The sequence below is a fragment of the Variovorax nivicola genome, assembly GCF_051216475.1.
Classification (GTDB): Bacteria; Pseudomonadota; Gammaproteobacteria; order Burkholderiales; family Burkholderiaceae_C; genus Variovorax.
The window spans coordinates 254,566-270,380 of record NZ_JBPJZK010000005.1 but is presented as its reverse complement, the minus strand read 5'-3'; the positions used below and the strand labels follow the sequence as shown (position 1 = coordinate 270,380).

The following is a 15,815-nucleotide window of genomic DNA, read 5'->3' as shown; positions in this document are numbered from 1 at the left end:
AAGTTTCAGGAGGCCGCGAGCGCAAACCAGGCTTTCGCCTCGGGGGGCAACGCGCGCCCTGTTGCATGGGCGCGCGTCAGAACCTGCCAAAAGTGGCGGTAGCTCGCGCGGTCGTGCAATGTGCCATCAATTTGTGTCGGAGCCCAATCAGCAAGCGCCGCTTTTGCAATGATTTGTGTGGCAACTTGAATCTGCGCCTCGTCGGGCGCAAAGGCCTCGAGGATGGGGCGGATCTGGTTCGGATGGATGCTCCACATGCGCGTGTAACCGAATTCGGCGGCCGCCTTGCGAGCGGCCGTGCGCATGGCATCGGTGTTGCTGAACTCGGTGACCACGCAGTGCGAAGGCACCTTGCCGTAGGCATGCGCGGCCGATGCGATGGCCAGCTTGGCACGCACCACCAGCGGGTGGCTGAACTGCCCTGCCGCGCCCATGCCGTCGGCTGGAATGGCGCCGGCATGCGCCGAGACGAAATCCATCAGGCCGAAGCTCAGCGACTGCACGCGCGGATGGGCTGCAATCTCGAAGGCGTTGTGCACGGCGAGCGGCGACTCGATCAGCACGTGCAGCGGCAATGCATCGGCATCCGCCGCCTCGAGCGCCGCAACGGCCTGCAACACATCGGCCACCGATTCGACCTTCGGCACCATCAAATGGCTCAGGCGCTGGGCGGCACGGCCGGCGATGGTGATCACGTCGCCGGCAAAGGCGGGATGGTCGACGGGGTGCACGCGCACGCCGACGCGCATGCCAGGCTTGGCGGCCAGCGCCAGTTCGGTGACGAGCGCGGCGTGCTCGGCTTCGCCGCCCACCGGGGCGCCGTCTTCGCAATCGAGGGTGACGTCGAACACGCAGGCACCGAACTCCTCGGCCATCTCGGCCTGGAGCGCGAGGCTCTTCTTCATGCGCGCCTCGACGCCGCTGTAGTGGTCGCACACAGGCAGCGTCACGGCGCCGGCTTGTGCGCCAAGCAGTACTTCAGCAGGGTGCGCCGTCTTCGTCATGCCTTTTTCTGCGCCACGATGAACATGCGCGGGAAGGCGAGCAGCCGCTTGCCGTCGGTGCGCGCCGGATAGGCCTCGTTCACGCGACGTTCGTACTCGGCGAGGTAGCTCGCCTGCAGGTCCGGCGGCAGCCGGTCAACGAAAGGCTTCAGCCCCGTGCCGCGCACCCATTCGACGATGGCGGCGGCATCGGCCATGCGGTGCTGGTAGATCGTGTGCCAGACATCGACGTGCACCGCGCGCGGCGCCAGCAGGTCGTAGTAGCCACCGAGGTCGAGCAGCAGGGTGCGCAGCTTGTCGGCATCGCCGATGCGTTCGGCCCACGGTGCTTCGGCGCCCACCGCACGCATCAGGCGGTGCGTGGGCTCCTGGCGGTTGTCGGGCATCTGGATGGCGAGCACGCCACCCGGGGCCAGCGCGTCGAACAGGCGCGGGATCAGCTTTTCGTGATCGGGCACCCACTGCAGGGACGCGTTGGCATAAATGAGGTCGGGCGCTTCTTCTTTGGATTGCGGCGCCCAGGTCGCAATGTCGCTCAACTCGAAGCGCGCCTGCGGCAGGCGCTCGCGCGCACTGACCAGCATGGCTTCGGAGTTGTCGGTTCCGAGGACTCGCGCCTTCGGGAACCGGTTGACCAGCAGCTCGGTGGAGTTGCCCGGTCCGCACCCGAGGTCGACCACGCGGGCGGCCTCGGACAGTGGCACCCGCGCCAGGAGCTCCTGTGCGGGTCGGGTGCGCTCGTCCTCGTAGCGACGGTAGAGCGCGGGGTTCCAGTCGAGCATGCTGGCTGGCCGTGCTTAGAGCAGGTGAGCGACGCCGGCGCGTTCGCCTTCCAGTTCTTCCAGGGTCTTGTTGATGCGTTCCTGGCTGAATGCATCGATCTCGAGGCCTTCGACCAGCTTGTATTCACCGTTTTCGCAGGTGACCGGGAAGCCGAACATCACGTCCTTCGGAATGCCGTACTGGCCGTCCGACGGGATGCCCATGGTGACCCACTTGCCGTTGGTGCCCAGGGCCCAGTCGCGCATGTGGTCGATGGCGGCGTTGGCAGCCGAGGCAGCCGACGACAGGCCGCGTGCTTCGATGATGGCCGCGCCGCGCTTGCCGACGGTCGGCAGGAAGGTGTTGGCGTTCCATTCCTGGTCGTTGATCATCTTGGCGACGCTTTCGCCGTTGATGGTGGCGAAGCGGTAGTCGGCGTACATCGTGGGCGAGTGGTTGCCCCAGACGGTGAGCTTTTCGATGTCGGCCACGGCCTTGCCAGTCTTGGCAGCGATCTGGCTGGCAGCGCGGTTGTGGTCCAGGCGCAGCATGGCGGTGAAGTTCTTGCGCGGCAGGTCGGGAGCGCTCTTCATGGCAATGTAGGCGTTGGTGTTGGCCGGGTTGCCGACCACCAGCACCTTGACGTTGCGGCTGGCGACGGCGTTGAGGGCCTTGCCTTGCGCGGTGAAGATGGCGCCGTTGACGGCCAGCAGTTCGGCACGCTCCATGCCGGGGCCGCGGGGACGCGAACCGACAAGCAGTGCGTAGTCGGCGTCCTTGAAGGCGGTCATCGGGTCGCCGTGGGCTTCCATGCCGGCCAGCAGCGGGAAGGCGCAGTCGTCGAGCTCCATCATCACGCCCTTGAGCGCCTTCTGGGCCTTCTCGTCGGGGATTTCGAGCAGTTGCAAGATGACCGGCTGGTCTTTGCCGAGCATTTCACCAGAGGCGATACGGAACAACAGGGCGTAACCGATTTGACCGGCGGCACCGGTGACGGCAACGCGGACGGGCTTTTTGCTCATGGGAAGACTCCAGAAGGTAATGAAACGGTGTCGGCGCTCTCGTGGGGCGCCAGGGGTTCTGCGGGCTGGGAATACTTCCCGCAGCGCGAGACCGGCCGCATTTTAAGCCGATTCAATGAGCCTCGTCTTATGTCTTATATAAGATATCCTCCGGGGGTCCGCCAAGGCGCACCCCACCGCTGCCATGAACACGCCCACCACATTCGACGAGCCCGCGACGCCGTCCTTCAGTCCGCTCTACCAGCAGATCAAGACCCTGATCCTGCAGAGCCTGCAGGCGGGCGAGTGGAAGCCTGGCGAACCCATTCCGAGCGAGATGGACCTGGCCGTGCGCTATCGCGTGAGCCAGGGCACGGTGCGCAAGGCCATCGACGAACTCTCTGCCGAAAACCTCGTGGTGCGCCGCCAGGGCAAGGGCACTTTCGTCGCCACGCATGCCGAGCAGCATGTGCAGTACCGCTTCCTCAAGCTCGTGCCCGATACGGGCGACCTGAACACCGAGGGCCCGGCGGTGCGCACCATCGTCGACTGCAAGCGCCAGCGCGCATCGGCCGATGTGGCGCGTGCGCTCGGCCTGCGCACGGGCGACGCGGTGCTGCAGGTGCGGCGCGTGCTCGCCTACGGCGGCGTGCCCACCATCCTCGAAGACCTCTGGCTGCCCGGCGCGCCCTTCAAGGGGCTCACCGCCGAGCGGCTGCGCGCGTGGCCCGGCCCGATGTACGCGCTGTTCGAAACCGAGTTCGGCGTGCGCATGGTGCGCGCCGAAGAAAAAATCCGCGCCGTGCTGCCCGATGCCGAACAGGCCGCGCTGCTCGACGTGACGCTGCAGATGCCCCTGTTGAGCGTGGAACGCGTGGCGCACACCTACCATGACATGCCGATGGAGCTGCGCCGCGGGCTCTATCGCACCGACACGCACCACTACAGGAACCAGCTGGGCTGATCCGATGCAGACGAAGGCAGAACACCGCCGCGCCAACGTGCGCATACAAGCTGCGCATTGCGCTACGAAGTCAATAGCATCCGACTGCAACGGTGCGCCGACTCGTGCATGTCCGCTGCCCGATGGTGCATTGCAATAGAATTTTGCGTTGTTTGCATTTCCGCAGAAGAAACAAAAGCGTTCGCTCTCAGAACAAGCCAACAAGTCACAAAAGCCACGAAAGCACTTCCCCCAATGACAGAGCTTGCAACTCCCCCCCGGCCTCCGCGTCGCGAATTCCGCAACATCAATGCCTTCACCGACCTCACGACCTACCGGCTGCCGCCGGCCGGCATCGTGTCGATCCTGCATCGCGTCAGCGGCGTGCTGATGTTCCTGCTGCTGCCGTTCATCATCTGGATGTTCGACACCTCGCTGTCTTCCGACTATTCGTTCGCCAAGTTCAAGGCCGCCTTCAACAGCGGCCTTGGTTTCGTTCCGGGGTGGTTCTTCAAGCTGGTCGCTCTCGCGCTCATCTGGGCCTACCTGCACCACTTCATCGCCGGCCTGCGCCATCTGTGGATGGACGTGAGCCACGCCGCAGTGACCAAGGAATTCGGCCACAGCTCGGCCATCGTCACGCTGGCACTGAGCATCCTGCTCACCGTGGTGCTCGGCGCCAAGCTGTTCGGCCTGTACTGAGAGGGAGCCAACCATGTCTGTGAACTACGGCTCCAAGCGCATCGTCGTCGGCGCGCACTACGGTCTGCGCGACTGGCTCAGCCAGCGCATCACGGGCGGCCTGATGGCGCTCTTCACGATCGTGCTGCTCGCGCAACTGATCTTCACCCGCGGCCCCATCGGCTACGACCTCTGGGCCGGCATCTTTGCCGCGCAGTGGATGAAGGTGCTGACGTTCTCCGTGATCATCGCCCTGCTCTACCACGTGTGGGTCGGCATGCGCGACGTCTGGATGGACTACGTCCAGCCCGTCGGCATCCGTCTCGTGCTGCAAATTTTCACCATCGTCTGGCTTGTCGGTTGTGCGGGTTGGGCCATTCAAGTGCTTTGGAAGATCTGACCCCACCATGACCTACACAAAAGAAAAAATCACCAAGCGCAAGTTCGACGTCGTGATCGTCGGTGCCGGCGGCTCCGGCATGCGCGCCTCGCTGCAACTCGCCCGTGCCGGCCTCAACGTGGCCGTGCTCTCCAAGGTGTTCCCGACCCGTTCGCACACCGTCGCCGCGCAAGGCGGCGTGGGTGCATCGCTCGGCAACATGAGCGAAGACAACTGGCACTACCACTTCTACGACACGATCAAGGGTTCCGACTGGCTCGGCGACCAGGACGCGATCGAGTTCATGTGCCGCGAAGCCCCGAAGGTCGTGTACGAGCTCGAACACTTCGGCATGCCCTTCGACCGCAACCCCGACGGCACGATCTACCAGCGTCCGTTCGGCGGCCACACGGCCAACTACGGCGAGAAGCCCGTGCAGCGCGCCTGCGCCGCGGCCGACCGTACCGGCCACGCGATGCTGCACACGCTCTATCAGAAGAACGTCGAAGCTCGCACCCAATTCTTCGTCGAATGGATGGCGCTCGACCTCATCCGTGACGACGAAGGCGACGTGGTCGGCGTGACCGCGCTCGAAATGGAAACCGGCGACCTGCACATCCTGCAGGCCAAGACCGTGCTGCTGGCCACTGGCGGCGCGGGCCGCATCTTCCAGGCCTCGACCAATGCCTTTATCAACACCGGCGACGGCCTCGGCATGGCCGCCCGCTCGGGCATCCCGCTGCAGGACATGGAGTTCTGGCAGTTCCACCCGACCGGCGTGGCCGGCGCGGGCGTGCTGCTGACCGAAGGCTGCCGCGGCGAAGGCGCGATCCTGCTGAACAGCAACGGCGAACGCTTCATGGAGCGCTATGCGCCCACCCTGAAGGACTTGGCGCCGCGCGACTTCGTGTCGCGCTCGATGGACCAGGAAATCAAGGAAGGCCGAGGCTGCGGTCCCAACAAGGATTACGTGCTGCTCAAGCTCGACCACCTGGGCGCCGAAACCATCCACAAGCGCCTGCCCTCGGTGTACGAAATCGGCGTCAACTTCGCCAACGTCGACATCACGAAGGAACCGATTCCGGTCGTGCCCACCATCCACTACCAGATGGGCGGCATTCCCACCAACATCAACGGCCAGGTCGTCATCCAGAAGGGTGAAGAGAACAGCGCGGTGGTGAACGGCCTCTACGCCGTGGGCGAATGCTCCTGCGTGAGCGTGCACGGCGCCAACCGCCTGGGCACGAACTCGCTGCTCGACCTGCTGGTGTTCGGCCGCGCGGCCGGCAACCACATCGTCGAGTTCAACGACAAGCTCAAGGAACACAAGCCCCTGCCCAACGACGCGGCCGACCGCACGCTGGAGCGCCTGAACCGCCTCGAGTCGACCACCACCGGCGAATACGCGCAAGACGTGGCTGGCGAGATCCGCGCCGTCATGCAGCAGCACGCCGCCGTGTTCCGCAAGCAGGCCTCGATGGACGAAGGCGTGACCAAGATCGCCGCCGTGCGCGAGCGCGTCAAGGCCATCGGCCTGAAGGACAAGTCGAAGGTGTTCAACACCGCCCGCATCGAAGCGCTGGAAGTCGACAACCTGATCGAAGTGGCACAGGCCACGATGGTCTCGGCCGCCGCCCGCCGCGAATGCCGCGGCGCCCACACGGTCGAAGACTACGAACGCCCGGCGGACGACCCTGTCGCACCGCTCGGCCGCGACGACGTCAACTGGATGAAGCACACGCTCTGGTACAGCCAGGACAACCGCCTCTCGTACAAGCCGGTCAAGCTGCAGCCGCTCACCGTGGCCTCGGTTCCACCCAAGGTCCGCACGTTCTAACCAAGTAAGAGAACGCGGCTCACAGTCAGCTCATACAAAGCATTCACAAGGTCACTACGATGAAGCGCACATTCCAGATTTACCGCTACGACCCGGACAAGGACGCCAAGCCCTACATGCAGACGGTCGAGATCGAACTCGACGGCCACGAGCGCATGCTGCTCGACGCCCTCATGAAGCTCAAGGCGCAAGACCCGACGCTGTCGTTCCGCCGCTCGTGCCGCGAAGGCGTCTGCGGCTCCGACGCGATGAACATCAACGGCAAGAACGGTCTGGCCTGCCTGACCAACATGAACACGCTCAAGGGCACCGTCGTGCTCAAGCCGCTGCCGGGCCTGCCCGTCATCCGCGACCTGATCGTGGACATGACGCAGTTCTTCAAGCAGTACAACTCGATCAAGCCGTACCTGCAGAACGACACCGTGCCGCCCGAGAAGGAACGGCTGCAGTCGCCCGAAGAGCGCGAAGAGCTCAACGGCCTGTACGAGTGCATCCTGTGCGCGAGCTGCTCCACGAGCTGCCCGAGCTTCTGGTGGAACCCCGACAAGTTCGTGGGCCCCGCCGGCCTGCTGCAGGCCTACCGCTTCATCGCCGACAGCCGCGACGAAGCCACTGCCGAGCGCCTGGACAACCTGGAAGACCCGTACCGCCTGTTCCGCTGCCACACGATCATGAATTGCGTGGACGTGTGCCCGAAGAGCCTGAACCCGACCAAGGCCATCGGCAAGATCAAGGAATTGATGGTGCGCCGCGCCATCTGACCCTGATCCATTTGTTCGAGAAGCCACCATGCAACCCGCCGCCGACTCCGCCGACCTGCTCAGTGAACGTGCGCTGAGCAAGCTCAAATGGCGCTGCCGGCGCGGACTGCTCGAGAACGACCTGTTCATCGCCCGCTTCTTCGAGCGGCACGAATTCCGCATGACCGTGGGTCAAGCGGGAGCGATGGAGACACTGATGGACCTGTCGGACAACGACCTCCTTGACCTCCTTCTGCGCAGGAAGGAGCCCGAGCCCGAATGGGCCGGGGCCGAGGTGGTCGCATTGCTGCAGCTGATGCGTACCGACGGCGCGCAGCGTCCCGCAATCTCTCCTTCGTCCTGAATCCACCTCTGAAAGTAAACCGAAATGAAAGCATCCGATACCAAGGCCACGCTGTCGTTCAGCAACGGCGGCGACAGCGTCGAACTGCCGATCTACAAGGGCACCGTGGGCCCCGACGTGATCGACATCCGCAAGCTGTACGCACAGACCGGCATGTTCACGTACGACCCGGGATTCATGTCGACCGCCGCCTGCCAGTCGGCCATCACGTACATCGATGGCGACAAGGGCGAGCTGCTGTATCGCGGCTACCCCATCGAGCAGCTCGCGACCAACTGCGACTTCATGGAGACCTGCCACCTGCTGCTGTACGGTGAACTGCCGGACACGGCCAAGAAGGCCAACTTCACCAAGCTCGTGACCAACCACACGATGGTGAACGAGCAGATGCAGTTCTTCCTGCGGGGCTTTCGCCGCGACGCGCATCCGATGGCCATCATGACCGGCCTCGTGGGCGCCCTGTCGGCCTTCTATCACGACAGCACGGACATCAACAATCCCGAGCACCGCGAGATCGCCGCGATCCGCCTGATCGCGAAGATGCCCACGCTCGTGGCCATGGCCTACAAGTACACGATCGGCCAGCCGTACATGTACCCGAAGAACGACCTGAGCTACGCCGGCAACTTCCTGCACATGATGTTCGCCACGCCGTGCGAAGAGTACAAGGTGAACCCGGTGCTCGAGCGCGCGCTCGACCGCATCTTCATCCTGCACGCAGACCACGAGCAGAACGCCTCGACCTCGACGGTTCGCCTGTGCGGCTCGTCGGGCACGAACCCCTTCGCGGCCATCGCGGCCGGCGTGGCCTGCCTCTGGGGCCCTGCCCACGGCGGCGCCAACGAAGCGGCGCTCAACATGCTCTACGACATCCAGAAGGAAGGTGGCGTGGAGAAGATCGGCGAGTTCATCAAGAAGGTCAAGGACAAGAACTCGAACGTCAAGCTGATGGGCTTCGGCCACCGCGTGTACAAGAACTACGACCCGCGCGCCAAGCTGATGCAGGAAACCTGCAACGAAGTGCTGACCGAGCTGGGCCTGGAACAAGACCCGCTGTTCAAGCTCGCCAAGGAACTGGAAAAGATCGCCCTGGAAGACGAGTACTTCGTGTCGCGCAAGCTGTACCCGAACGTCGACTTCTACTCGGGCATCGTGCAGCGCGCCATCGGCATCCCGGTGCCGCTGTTCACCGCGATCTTCGCGCTGGCCCGCACGGTCGGCTGGATCGCCCAGCTGAACGAAATGATCGGCGACCCCGAGTACAAGATCGGCCGCCCGCGCCAGCTGTTCGAAGGTTCGCCGAAGCGCGACGTGAAGCCGATCACGGCTCGCTGAGCTTCCGTCGAATCTCGATGATCAAAAAAGCTGCCTTCGGGCAGCTTTTTTTTGGCCTGTAAATTGCGATCTCTTTGGGTCCATGAAGGAGAAGGCGAATGTCAGTTTTTCAACGCATGACCTGGTTTGGCGCACGGGCGGCATTCATTGCCTTCGCGGCCACGCTGCTGTTCGGCTGCGCTACCGATGCACCCGGCACGAAGCCGCCGCCGCAGATTGCGGTGAAAGTTCTCATCATCAGCATGTTCAAGCCCGAGGCACAGGTGTGGTTCGAGCCGCTGAAGCTGACCCGGGAGATCAAAGTGCCGGGCCTGTCCGCCGACGATCCGCTGGTCAGGTGCAACGCCGATTCGGTGTGCCAGGTCACGACCGGCATGGGCCATACCAACGCGGCGGCCTCCATCACGGCCCTGGTATTCAGCGGGAAGTTCGACCTCTCAAAGACCTACTTCCTGGTGGCCGGCATCGCGGGCGTCGACCCGAATGTCTCGACCATCGGCTCTGCCACCTGGGCCCGGTTCCTGGTCGACTTCGGCATCGCGCACGAGATCGATGCGCGTGAAATGCCATCGACCTGGCGCTCAGGTTATTTCGGCATTGGCGCCAAGGACCCGGACTCGAAGCCCAAGTTCGAATACCGGACCGAGGTCTTCCGCCTCAACGAGAAGCTGCTGCAGAAGGCGCTGAAGCTGTCCGCCAATGCCGCACTGGCCGACAACGACAAGGCACGCGCCTACCGCGCCAGGTATTCGCAGCCAACTGCCAAGGCCCGCCCATCGGTCCTGCAATGCGACACCGCGGCCGGCGACACCTACTGGCACGGCAAGCTCCTGGGCAAAACAGCCACGCGATGGGTTTCGCTCGTGACCGACGGACAGGGCAAGTACTGCACCACGCAACAGGAAGACAACGCCACCTACGAGGCACTGAAGCGAGGCGCCAGCGCCGGGTTGCTCGACCTGCAGCGAGTGGCGGTTCTTCGCACGGCCTCCAATTTCGATCGTCCCTATCAAGGGCAGACCGCTTACGCCTCGTTGAACGCCGAGTCGGGCGGGTTCCCGATCGCTACCGGCAATCTCCTGATCGCCGGCCGTCCTCTGGTCGACGCGATCACGGGCAACTGGTCGGCCTGGAGTGCAGGGGTTCCCGCAGACTGACCCGGCAACACCTGCTCGTCGCGGGACGGCAGCAAGGCCATCGCATACCGCGATGGCAATACCCAAAAAACAAGGAGAAAATAGCAAACTCATCGCAAGACGCGATGCCCATAGCCCCATGAGCACGTCAGAACGCAACTTCGCCCGCCGCATCGACCTCACGTCGCTGCAGCTGTTCGTGGCCGTGTGCGAACTGGGCAGCATCGGCCGCGCTGCTGAGCGCGAATTCATCGCGGCCTCGGCCATCAGCAAGCGGCTGTCCGACCTCGAAGCCACGCTTGGCACCACCCTGCTCTACCGCCACGCGCGCGGCGTCGACCTCACGCCCGCCGGCGAAAGCCTGCTGCACCACGCCCGCTCGGTGCTCTACAGCCTGGAGAAGATGCAGGGCGAGCTCAGCGAATATGCCGACGGCGTGCGCGGCCACGTGCGGGTGCACGCCAACATCTCGGCCATCGTGCAATTTCTGCCCGAAGACCTGGGCGTGTTCACACGCGCCCACGAGGCCATCAAGATCGACCTCGAGGAGCACCTGAGCAGCGAAGTGATTCGCGCGGTGCAGGAAGGCGCGGCCGACCTCGGCGTGTGCCACGTGGCCGGCGGTGCGGGCGAGTTACAAAGCCTTTCTTACCGGCACGACCGCCTCGCGCTGATCGTGCCCACGGGGCATGCGCTGGCGGCGCAGGGCGCCATCGACTTCGTCGACTCGCTCGACTTCGACCACGTCGGCCTGCACACCAACAGCTCGATCTACGTCGCGATGCACGAGGCCGCGCTCAATGCCAGCCGCAGCATCAAGCTGCGCATCCACGTGACGGGCCTGGACGCCATGTGCCGGATGATCGAGAACGGCCTGGGCATCGGCGTGATGCCGCAGCGCGCCTTCGAGCTCATGCAGAACGGCATCGGCCGCGGCCTCGTGAGCGTGGCGCTCAACGACGCCTGGGCGGCGCGAGAGATCCGGCTGGTGGCGCGCGATTTCTCCACCCTGCCCGTGGCGGCGCGCTCGCTGGTGAATCACCTGCACGCGGCTGCGGACGCCGCAGAACAGATCGCGGCCTGAACCCCGAATTCACAGCCGCAACGACAGACAATCCATTTCCCCACGAAAGACAAGAGACCGACATGGCACGCACGCTCTACGACAAGATCTGGGACGAACACGTCGTCCACACCGAGGAAGACGGCACCGCGATCCTCTACATCGACCGCCATCTGGTGCATGAAGTCACCAGCCCGCAAGCCTTCGAAGGCCTGCGCGAAGCCGGCCGCAAGCTGTGGCGCATCAGCTCGGTGGTGGCCACCGCCGACCACAACACGCCCACCACGGGCTGGGAGCGCGGCTACGAAGGCATTGCCGACCCGACCAGCAAGGAACAGGTCACCACGCTCGACCACAACATCGCCGAATTCGGCGCGGCCGCATTCTTCCCGTTCCTGAGCAAGCGCCAGGGCATCGTGCACGTGATCGGCCCCGAGTCGGGCGCGACGCTGCCGGGCATGACTGTCGTCTGCGGCGACTCGCACACCTCCACGCACGGCGCGTTCGGCGCGCTCGCGCACGGCATCGGCACCAGCGAGGTCGAGCACGTGATGGCCACGCAGACGCTGCTCGGCAAGAAGGCGAAGAACATGCTCGTGAAGGTCGAGGGCAAGCTGCCGCTCGGCTGCACCGCCAAGGACATCGTGCTGGCCATCATCGGCAAGATCGGCACGGCCGGCGGCACGGGCTACACCATCGAGTTCGCGGGCTCGGCCATTCGCGACCTGAGCATGGAAGGCCGCATGACGGTCTGCAACATGGCCATCGAGGCCGGCGCGCGCGCCGGGCTGGTGGCGGTCGACGAGAAGACCATCGGCTATGTGAAGGGTCGTCCGCTCGCGCCCACGGGCGTGGAGTGGGAACAGGCGGTGGCCTACTGGCGCACGCTGCAGTCCGACCCGGGCGCGACCTTCGACGCCGTGGTCGAGCTCGACGCCACGCAGATCCAGCCGCAGGTGACCTGGGGCACCTCGCCCGAGATGGTGGTCGAGATCAACGGCCGCGTGCCCGATCCCGACAAGGAAAAAGATGCGAACAAGCGCGGCGCCATCGAGCGCGCGCTGGTCTACATGGGTCTGGAACCGAACAAGGCCATGAACGACATCTTCATCGACAAGGTGTTCATCGGCTCTTGCACCAACAGCCGCATCGAAGACATGCGCGAAGCCGCCGCCGTGGTGAAGAAGCTGGGCCAGAAGGTCGCGAAGAACGTGAAGCTCGCGATGGTCGTGCCCGGCTCGGGCGTGGTGAAGGAACAGGCCGAGCGCGAAGGGCTCGACCTGATCTTCAAGGCCGCAGGCTTCGAATGGCGCGAGCCGGGTTGCTCGATGTGCTTGGCAATGAACGCCGACCGGCTCGAGCCGGGCGAGCGCTGCGCATCCACCAGCAACCGCAACTTCGAAGGCCGCCAGGGCGCCGGCGGCCGCACCCACCTCGTGAGCCCGGCCATGGCCGCCGCCGCCGCGGTGCACGGCCACTTCGTCGACGTGCGCACCTTCGCCTGATCTGGAGACAACACATGCAGAAATTCACCGTGCACAAGGGCCTCGTGGCCCCGATGGACCGCGAGAACGTCGACACCGACGCGATCATCCCGAAGCAGTTCCTGAAGTCGATCAAGAAGACCGGCTTTGGCGTGAACCTGTTCGACGAGTGGCGCTACCTCGACGCCGGCTTTCCGGGCCAGGACCCGGCCAGCCGCAAGCCGAACCCCGACTTCGTGCTCAACCAGCCGCGCTACGCCGGCGCCTCGGTGCTGCTGGCGCGCAGGAACTTCGGCTGCGGCTCGTCGCGCGAACATGCGCCGTGGGCGCTCGACCAGTACGGTTTTCGCGCAATCATTGCGCCGAGCTACGCCGACATCTTCTTCAACAACAGCTTCAAGAACGGCCTGCTGCCGATCGTGCTGCCCGAAGCGCAAGTGGTCCAGTTGTTCGACGAGACCTTCGCGTTCCCAGGCTACCAGCTGACCATCGACCTGGAGCGCCAGGTGGTCGTGAAGCCCGATGGGCAGGAGTTCGCGTTCGACGTGCAGGCCTTCCGCAAGTACTGCCTGATCAACGGGCTGGACGACATCGGCCTCACGCTGCGCCACCAGGACAAGATCAAGGCCTTCGAGGCCGAGCGCCTGGCGCAGAAGCCGTGGCTCGCGCACACGATGATTTCCTGATCGCGCGCATTTCCGTTTTCAAAAAACCTCAGACCAATTTATGAAAATCGCAGTTCTCCCGGGTGACGGCATCGGCACCGAAATCGTGGCGGAAGCCGTCAAGGTGCTCGACGTGCTCGACCTGAAGTTCGAGATGGAGTCGGCACTGGTCGGCGGCGCGGCCTACGAGGCGCACGGCCACCCGCTGCCCGAATCGACGCTCAAGCTGGCGAAGGAAGCCGACGCGGTGCTGTTCGGCGCCGTCGGCGACTGGAAATACGACAAGCTCGACCGCCCGCTGCGGCCCGAGCAGGCCATCCTGGGGCTGCGCAAGAACCTGGGCCTGTTCGCCAACTTCCGCCCTGCAATCTGCTACGAGCAGCTGGTGGGCGCGTCGAGCCTGAAGCCCGAGCTGATCGCCGGCCTGGACATCCTGATCATTCGCGAGCTGACCGGCGACATCTACTTCGGCCAGCCGCGCGGTCGCCGCACTGCGGTGGACGGGCACTTCCCGGGCGCCGAGGAAGCCTTCGACACGATGCGCTATTCGCGCCCCGAGATCGAGCGCATCGCCCGCGTGGCCTTCGAGGCGGCCCGCAAGCGCAGCAAGCGCGTGACCAGCGTCGACAAGGCCAACGTGCTGGAGACTTTCCAGTTCTGGAAGGACGTCGTGACCGAGGTGCACAAGGACTATCCGGACGTCGAACTCGACCACATGTACGTCGACAACGCGGCCATGCAGCTCGTGAAGGCGCCCAAGAAGTTCGACGTGGTGGTCACCGGCAACATGTTCGGCGACATCCTCTCGGACGAGGCCGCGATGCTCACCGGCTCCATCGGCATGCTGCCTTCGGCGTCGCTCAATTCGAGCAACCAGGGCCTGTACGAGCCCAGCCACGGCAGCGCTCCCGACATTGCCGGCAAAGGGGTTGCCAATCCTTTGGCTACAATCCTGTCCGCTGCCATGATGCTCCGCTTCTCACTCAACCAAGCCGAAGCTGCCGACCGTATCGAGTCGGCGGTCAAGGATGTGCTCGCCTCCGGGCTGCGCACGGGCGACATCTGGTCAGAAGGTACGAAGCGCGTCGGCACCCGCGAGATGGGCGACGCGGTCGTTGCAGCAATCACCAAAAAGACGATTACCGGCTAACCGCAGCCCGCTTCGTCACGCCCCTCCCCGGCTCGACGAGTCGGGGGCAAGAAAAGACAACTTTTTCTTTTTTCATAAGGGCAAACTGAAATGGCGAACGCATCTCAACCTCTGGTCGGCCTCGTGGGCTGGCGTGGCATGGTCGGCTCGGTCCTGATGGACCGCATGCAGGCCGAAGGCGACTTCGGTCTCATCGAGCCGGTCTTCTTCTCGACCTCCAACGCCGGCGGCAAGGCCCCGGCAATGGCCAAGAACGAAACCACGCTGAAGGATGCGAACGACATCGAGGCACTGAAGAAGTGCGACATCGTCATCACCTGCCAGGGCGGCGACTACACCAGCGAGGTGTTTCCCAAGCTGCGCGCCGCCGGCTGGAACGGCCACTGGATCGATGCCGCCTCCACCCTGCGCATGCAGGACGACGCGATCATCGTGCTCGACCCGGTCAACCTGCCGGTCATCGAGAACGCGCTCGCCAAGGGCGGCAAGAACTGGATCGGCGGCAACTGCACCGTGAGCTGCATGCTCATGGGCGTGGGCGCCCTCTACAAGGCCGGCCTGGTCGAGTGGATGACCAGCATGACCTACCAGGCAGCCTCGGGCGGCGGCGCGCAGCACATGCGCGAGTTGCTGACCCAGTTCGGCACCCTCAACGCCGAAGTGCGCGCCCTGCTGGACGACCCGAAGTCGGCCATCCTCGAAATCGATCGCAAGGTGCTGCACAAGCAGCAGACCCTCAGCGCCACCGAAACGGCCAATTTCGGCGCGCCGCTGGGCGGCTCGCTGATCCCCTGGATCGACAAGGACTTGGGCGACGGCATGTCCAAGGAAGAGTGGAAGGGCGGCGCCGAGACCAACAAGATCCTCGGCCAAGGCGCGGGCTTCGGCACCGCCGTCACGCCGGTCGATGGCTTCTGCGTGCGCATCGGCGCGATGCGCTGCCACAGCCAGGCCCTGACCTTCAAGCTCAAGAAGGACGTGCCGGTCGCCGACATCGAAGCGATGATCGCCGCCGACAACCCCTGGGCGAAGGTCGTGCCGAACACGCGCGAAGCTACCCTGAAGGACCTGACGCCGGTGGCCGTGACGGGCACCATGGACATCCCGGTCGGCCGCATCCGCAAGCTTGCGATGGGCCCGGAATACGTCGGCGCCTTCACCATCGGCGACCAGCTGCTGTGGGGCGCCGCGGAACCGCTGCGCCGCATGCTGCGCATCCTGCTCGAAGCCTGATGCGGGCTGCTCAGCGCCTTTTGAAACACGAAATGTTG

General features: G+C 64.7%; 16 protein-coding genes. 13 read left to right on the top strand and 3 right to left on the bottom strand.

From position 1 onward, the window contains the following. Positions 1-5: 5 nt before the first annotated feature. The 3 genes from ACSFBF_RS21540 to ACSFBF_RS21530 are packed head-to-tail and all read right to left on the bottom strand — an operon-like array spanning position 6 to position 2,788. Positions 6-1,004, bottom strand: a complete 999-nt coding sequence (locus ACSFBF_RS21540; protein ID WP_435470504.1) for an HpcH/HpaI aldolase/citrate lyase family protein — start codon at positions 1,002-1,004, stop codon at positions 6-8. After that, entirely contained in the window at positions 1,001-1,786 is a 786-nt protein-coding gene (gene tam, locus ACSFBF_RS21535; protein ID WP_435470502.1) for a trans-aconitate 2-methyltransferase, read from the bottom strand. Before tam ends, ACSFBF_RS21540 begins: the two co-directional genes overlap by 4 nt. A gap of 15 nt (positions 1,787-1,801) precedes the next feature. Continuing rightward, the gene (locus tag ACSFBF_RS21530; protein WP_042578072.1) at positions 1,802-2,788 is read right to left on the bottom strand and encodes a malate dehydrogenase; all 987 of its coding nucleotides are present in this window, start codon (positions 2,786-2,788) and stop codon (positions 1,802-1,804) included. 184 nt (positions 2,789-2,972) lie between these two features. Here ACSFBF_RS21530 and ACSFBF_RS21525 point away from each other — a divergent pair, with 184 nt between their 5' ends. The 13 genes from ACSFBF_RS21525 (at position 2,973) to asd (ending at position 15,777) form a co-directional block, all read left to right on the top strand. Further along, positions 2,973-3,731 carry a GntR family transcriptional regulator gene (locus ACSFBF_RS21525; protein WP_435470500.1) on the top strand — a complete coding sequence of 253 codons (759 nt, stop codon included), beginning with the start codon at positions 2,973-2,975 and terminating at the stop codon, positions 3,729-3,731. 234 nt (positions 3,732-3,965) lie between these two features. Next, a complete protein-coding gene (gene sdhC / locus ACSFBF_RS21520; protein ID WP_435470498.1) occupies positions 3,966-4,412 on the top strand; it encodes a succinate dehydrogenase, cytochrome b556 subunit in 447 nt (148 codons plus the stop codon). 13 nt (positions 4,413-4,425) lie between these two features. Beyond that, positions 4,426-4,791 carry a succinate dehydrogenase, hydrophobic membrane anchor protein gene (gene sdhD, locus ACSFBF_RS21515; protein WP_258350678.1) on the top strand — a complete coding sequence of 122 codons (366 nt, stop codon included), beginning with the start codon at positions 4,426-4,428 and terminating at the stop codon, positions 4,789-4,791. Positions 4,792-4,798: 7 nt separating this feature from the next. Further along, a complete protein-coding gene (gene sdhA, locus ACSFBF_RS21510) occupies positions 4,799-6,607 on the top strand; it encodes a succinate dehydrogenase flavoprotein subunit (RefSeq protein ID WP_435470496.1) in 1,809 nt (602 codons plus the stop codon). 59 nt (positions 6,608-6,666) lie between these two features. Continuing rightward, positions 6,667-7,368: a succinate dehydrogenase iron-sulfur subunit gene (locus ACSFBF_RS21505; RefSeq protein WP_093049529.1), complete on the top strand. Its 702-nt coding sequence runs from the start codon at positions 6,667-6,669 to the stop codon at positions 7,366-7,368. A 28-nt stretch (positions 7,369-7,396) separates the two neighbouring features. Further along, the gene (locus ACSFBF_RS21500) at positions 7,397-7,711 is read left to right on the top strand and encodes an FAD assembly factor SdhE (protein WP_258350681.1); all 315 of its coding nucleotides are present in this window, start codon (positions 7,397-7,399) and stop codon (positions 7,709-7,711) included. A gap of 24 nt (positions 7,712-7,735) precedes the next feature. Next, entirely contained in the window at positions 7,736-9,046 is a 1,311-nt protein-coding gene (gene gltA, locus ACSFBF_RS21495; protein WP_093049522.1) for a citrate synthase, read from the top strand. Positions 9,047-9,144: 98 nt separating this feature from the next. Next, complete coding sequence (locus ACSFBF_RS21490) at positions 9,145-10,203, top strand: purine-nucleoside phosphorylase (RefSeq protein ID WP_435470494.1); 1,059 nt, start codon at positions 9,145-9,147, stop codon at positions 10,201-10,203. 118 nt (positions 10,204-10,321) lie between these two features. Then, positions 10,322-11,266 (top strand): LysR substrate-binding domain-containing protein, encoded by a 945-nt coding sequence (locus ACSFBF_RS21485; RefSeq protein WP_435470492.1) that lies wholly within the window; start codon positions 10,322-10,324, stop codon positions 11,264-11,266. A 62-nt stretch (positions 11,267-11,328) separates the two neighbouring features. Further along, positions 11,329-12,750: a 3-isopropylmalate dehydratase large subunit gene (gene leuC, locus ACSFBF_RS21480; RefSeq protein ID WP_435470490.1), complete on the top strand. Its 1,422-nt coding sequence runs from the start codon at positions 11,329-11,331 to the stop codon at positions 12,748-12,750. 14 nt (positions 12,751-12,764) lie between these two features. Next, positions 12,765-13,415 carry a 3-isopropylmalate dehydratase small subunit gene (leuD, locus tag ACSFBF_RS21475; RefSeq protein ID WP_435470488.1) on the top strand — a complete coding sequence of 217 codons (651 nt, stop codon included), beginning with the start codon at positions 12,765-12,767 and terminating at the stop codon, positions 13,413-13,415. A gap of 40 nt (positions 13,416-13,455) precedes the next feature. Then, on the top strand, positions 13,456-14,544 hold the full coding sequence (gene leuB / locus ACSFBF_RS21470; RefSeq protein ID WP_435470486.1) for a 3-isopropylmalate dehydrogenase: 1,089 nt from the start codon (positions 13,456-13,458) through the stop codon (positions 14,542-14,544). A 90-nt stretch (positions 14,545-14,634) separates the two neighbouring features. Then, positions 14,635-15,777, top strand: coding sequence for an aspartate-semialdehyde dehydrogenase (asd, locus tag ACSFBF_RS21465; RefSeq protein ID WP_435470484.1), 1,143 nt, complete (start codon positions 14,635-14,637; stop codon positions 15,775-15,777). The last annotated feature ends 38 nt before the right edge of the window (positions 15,778-15,815 follow it).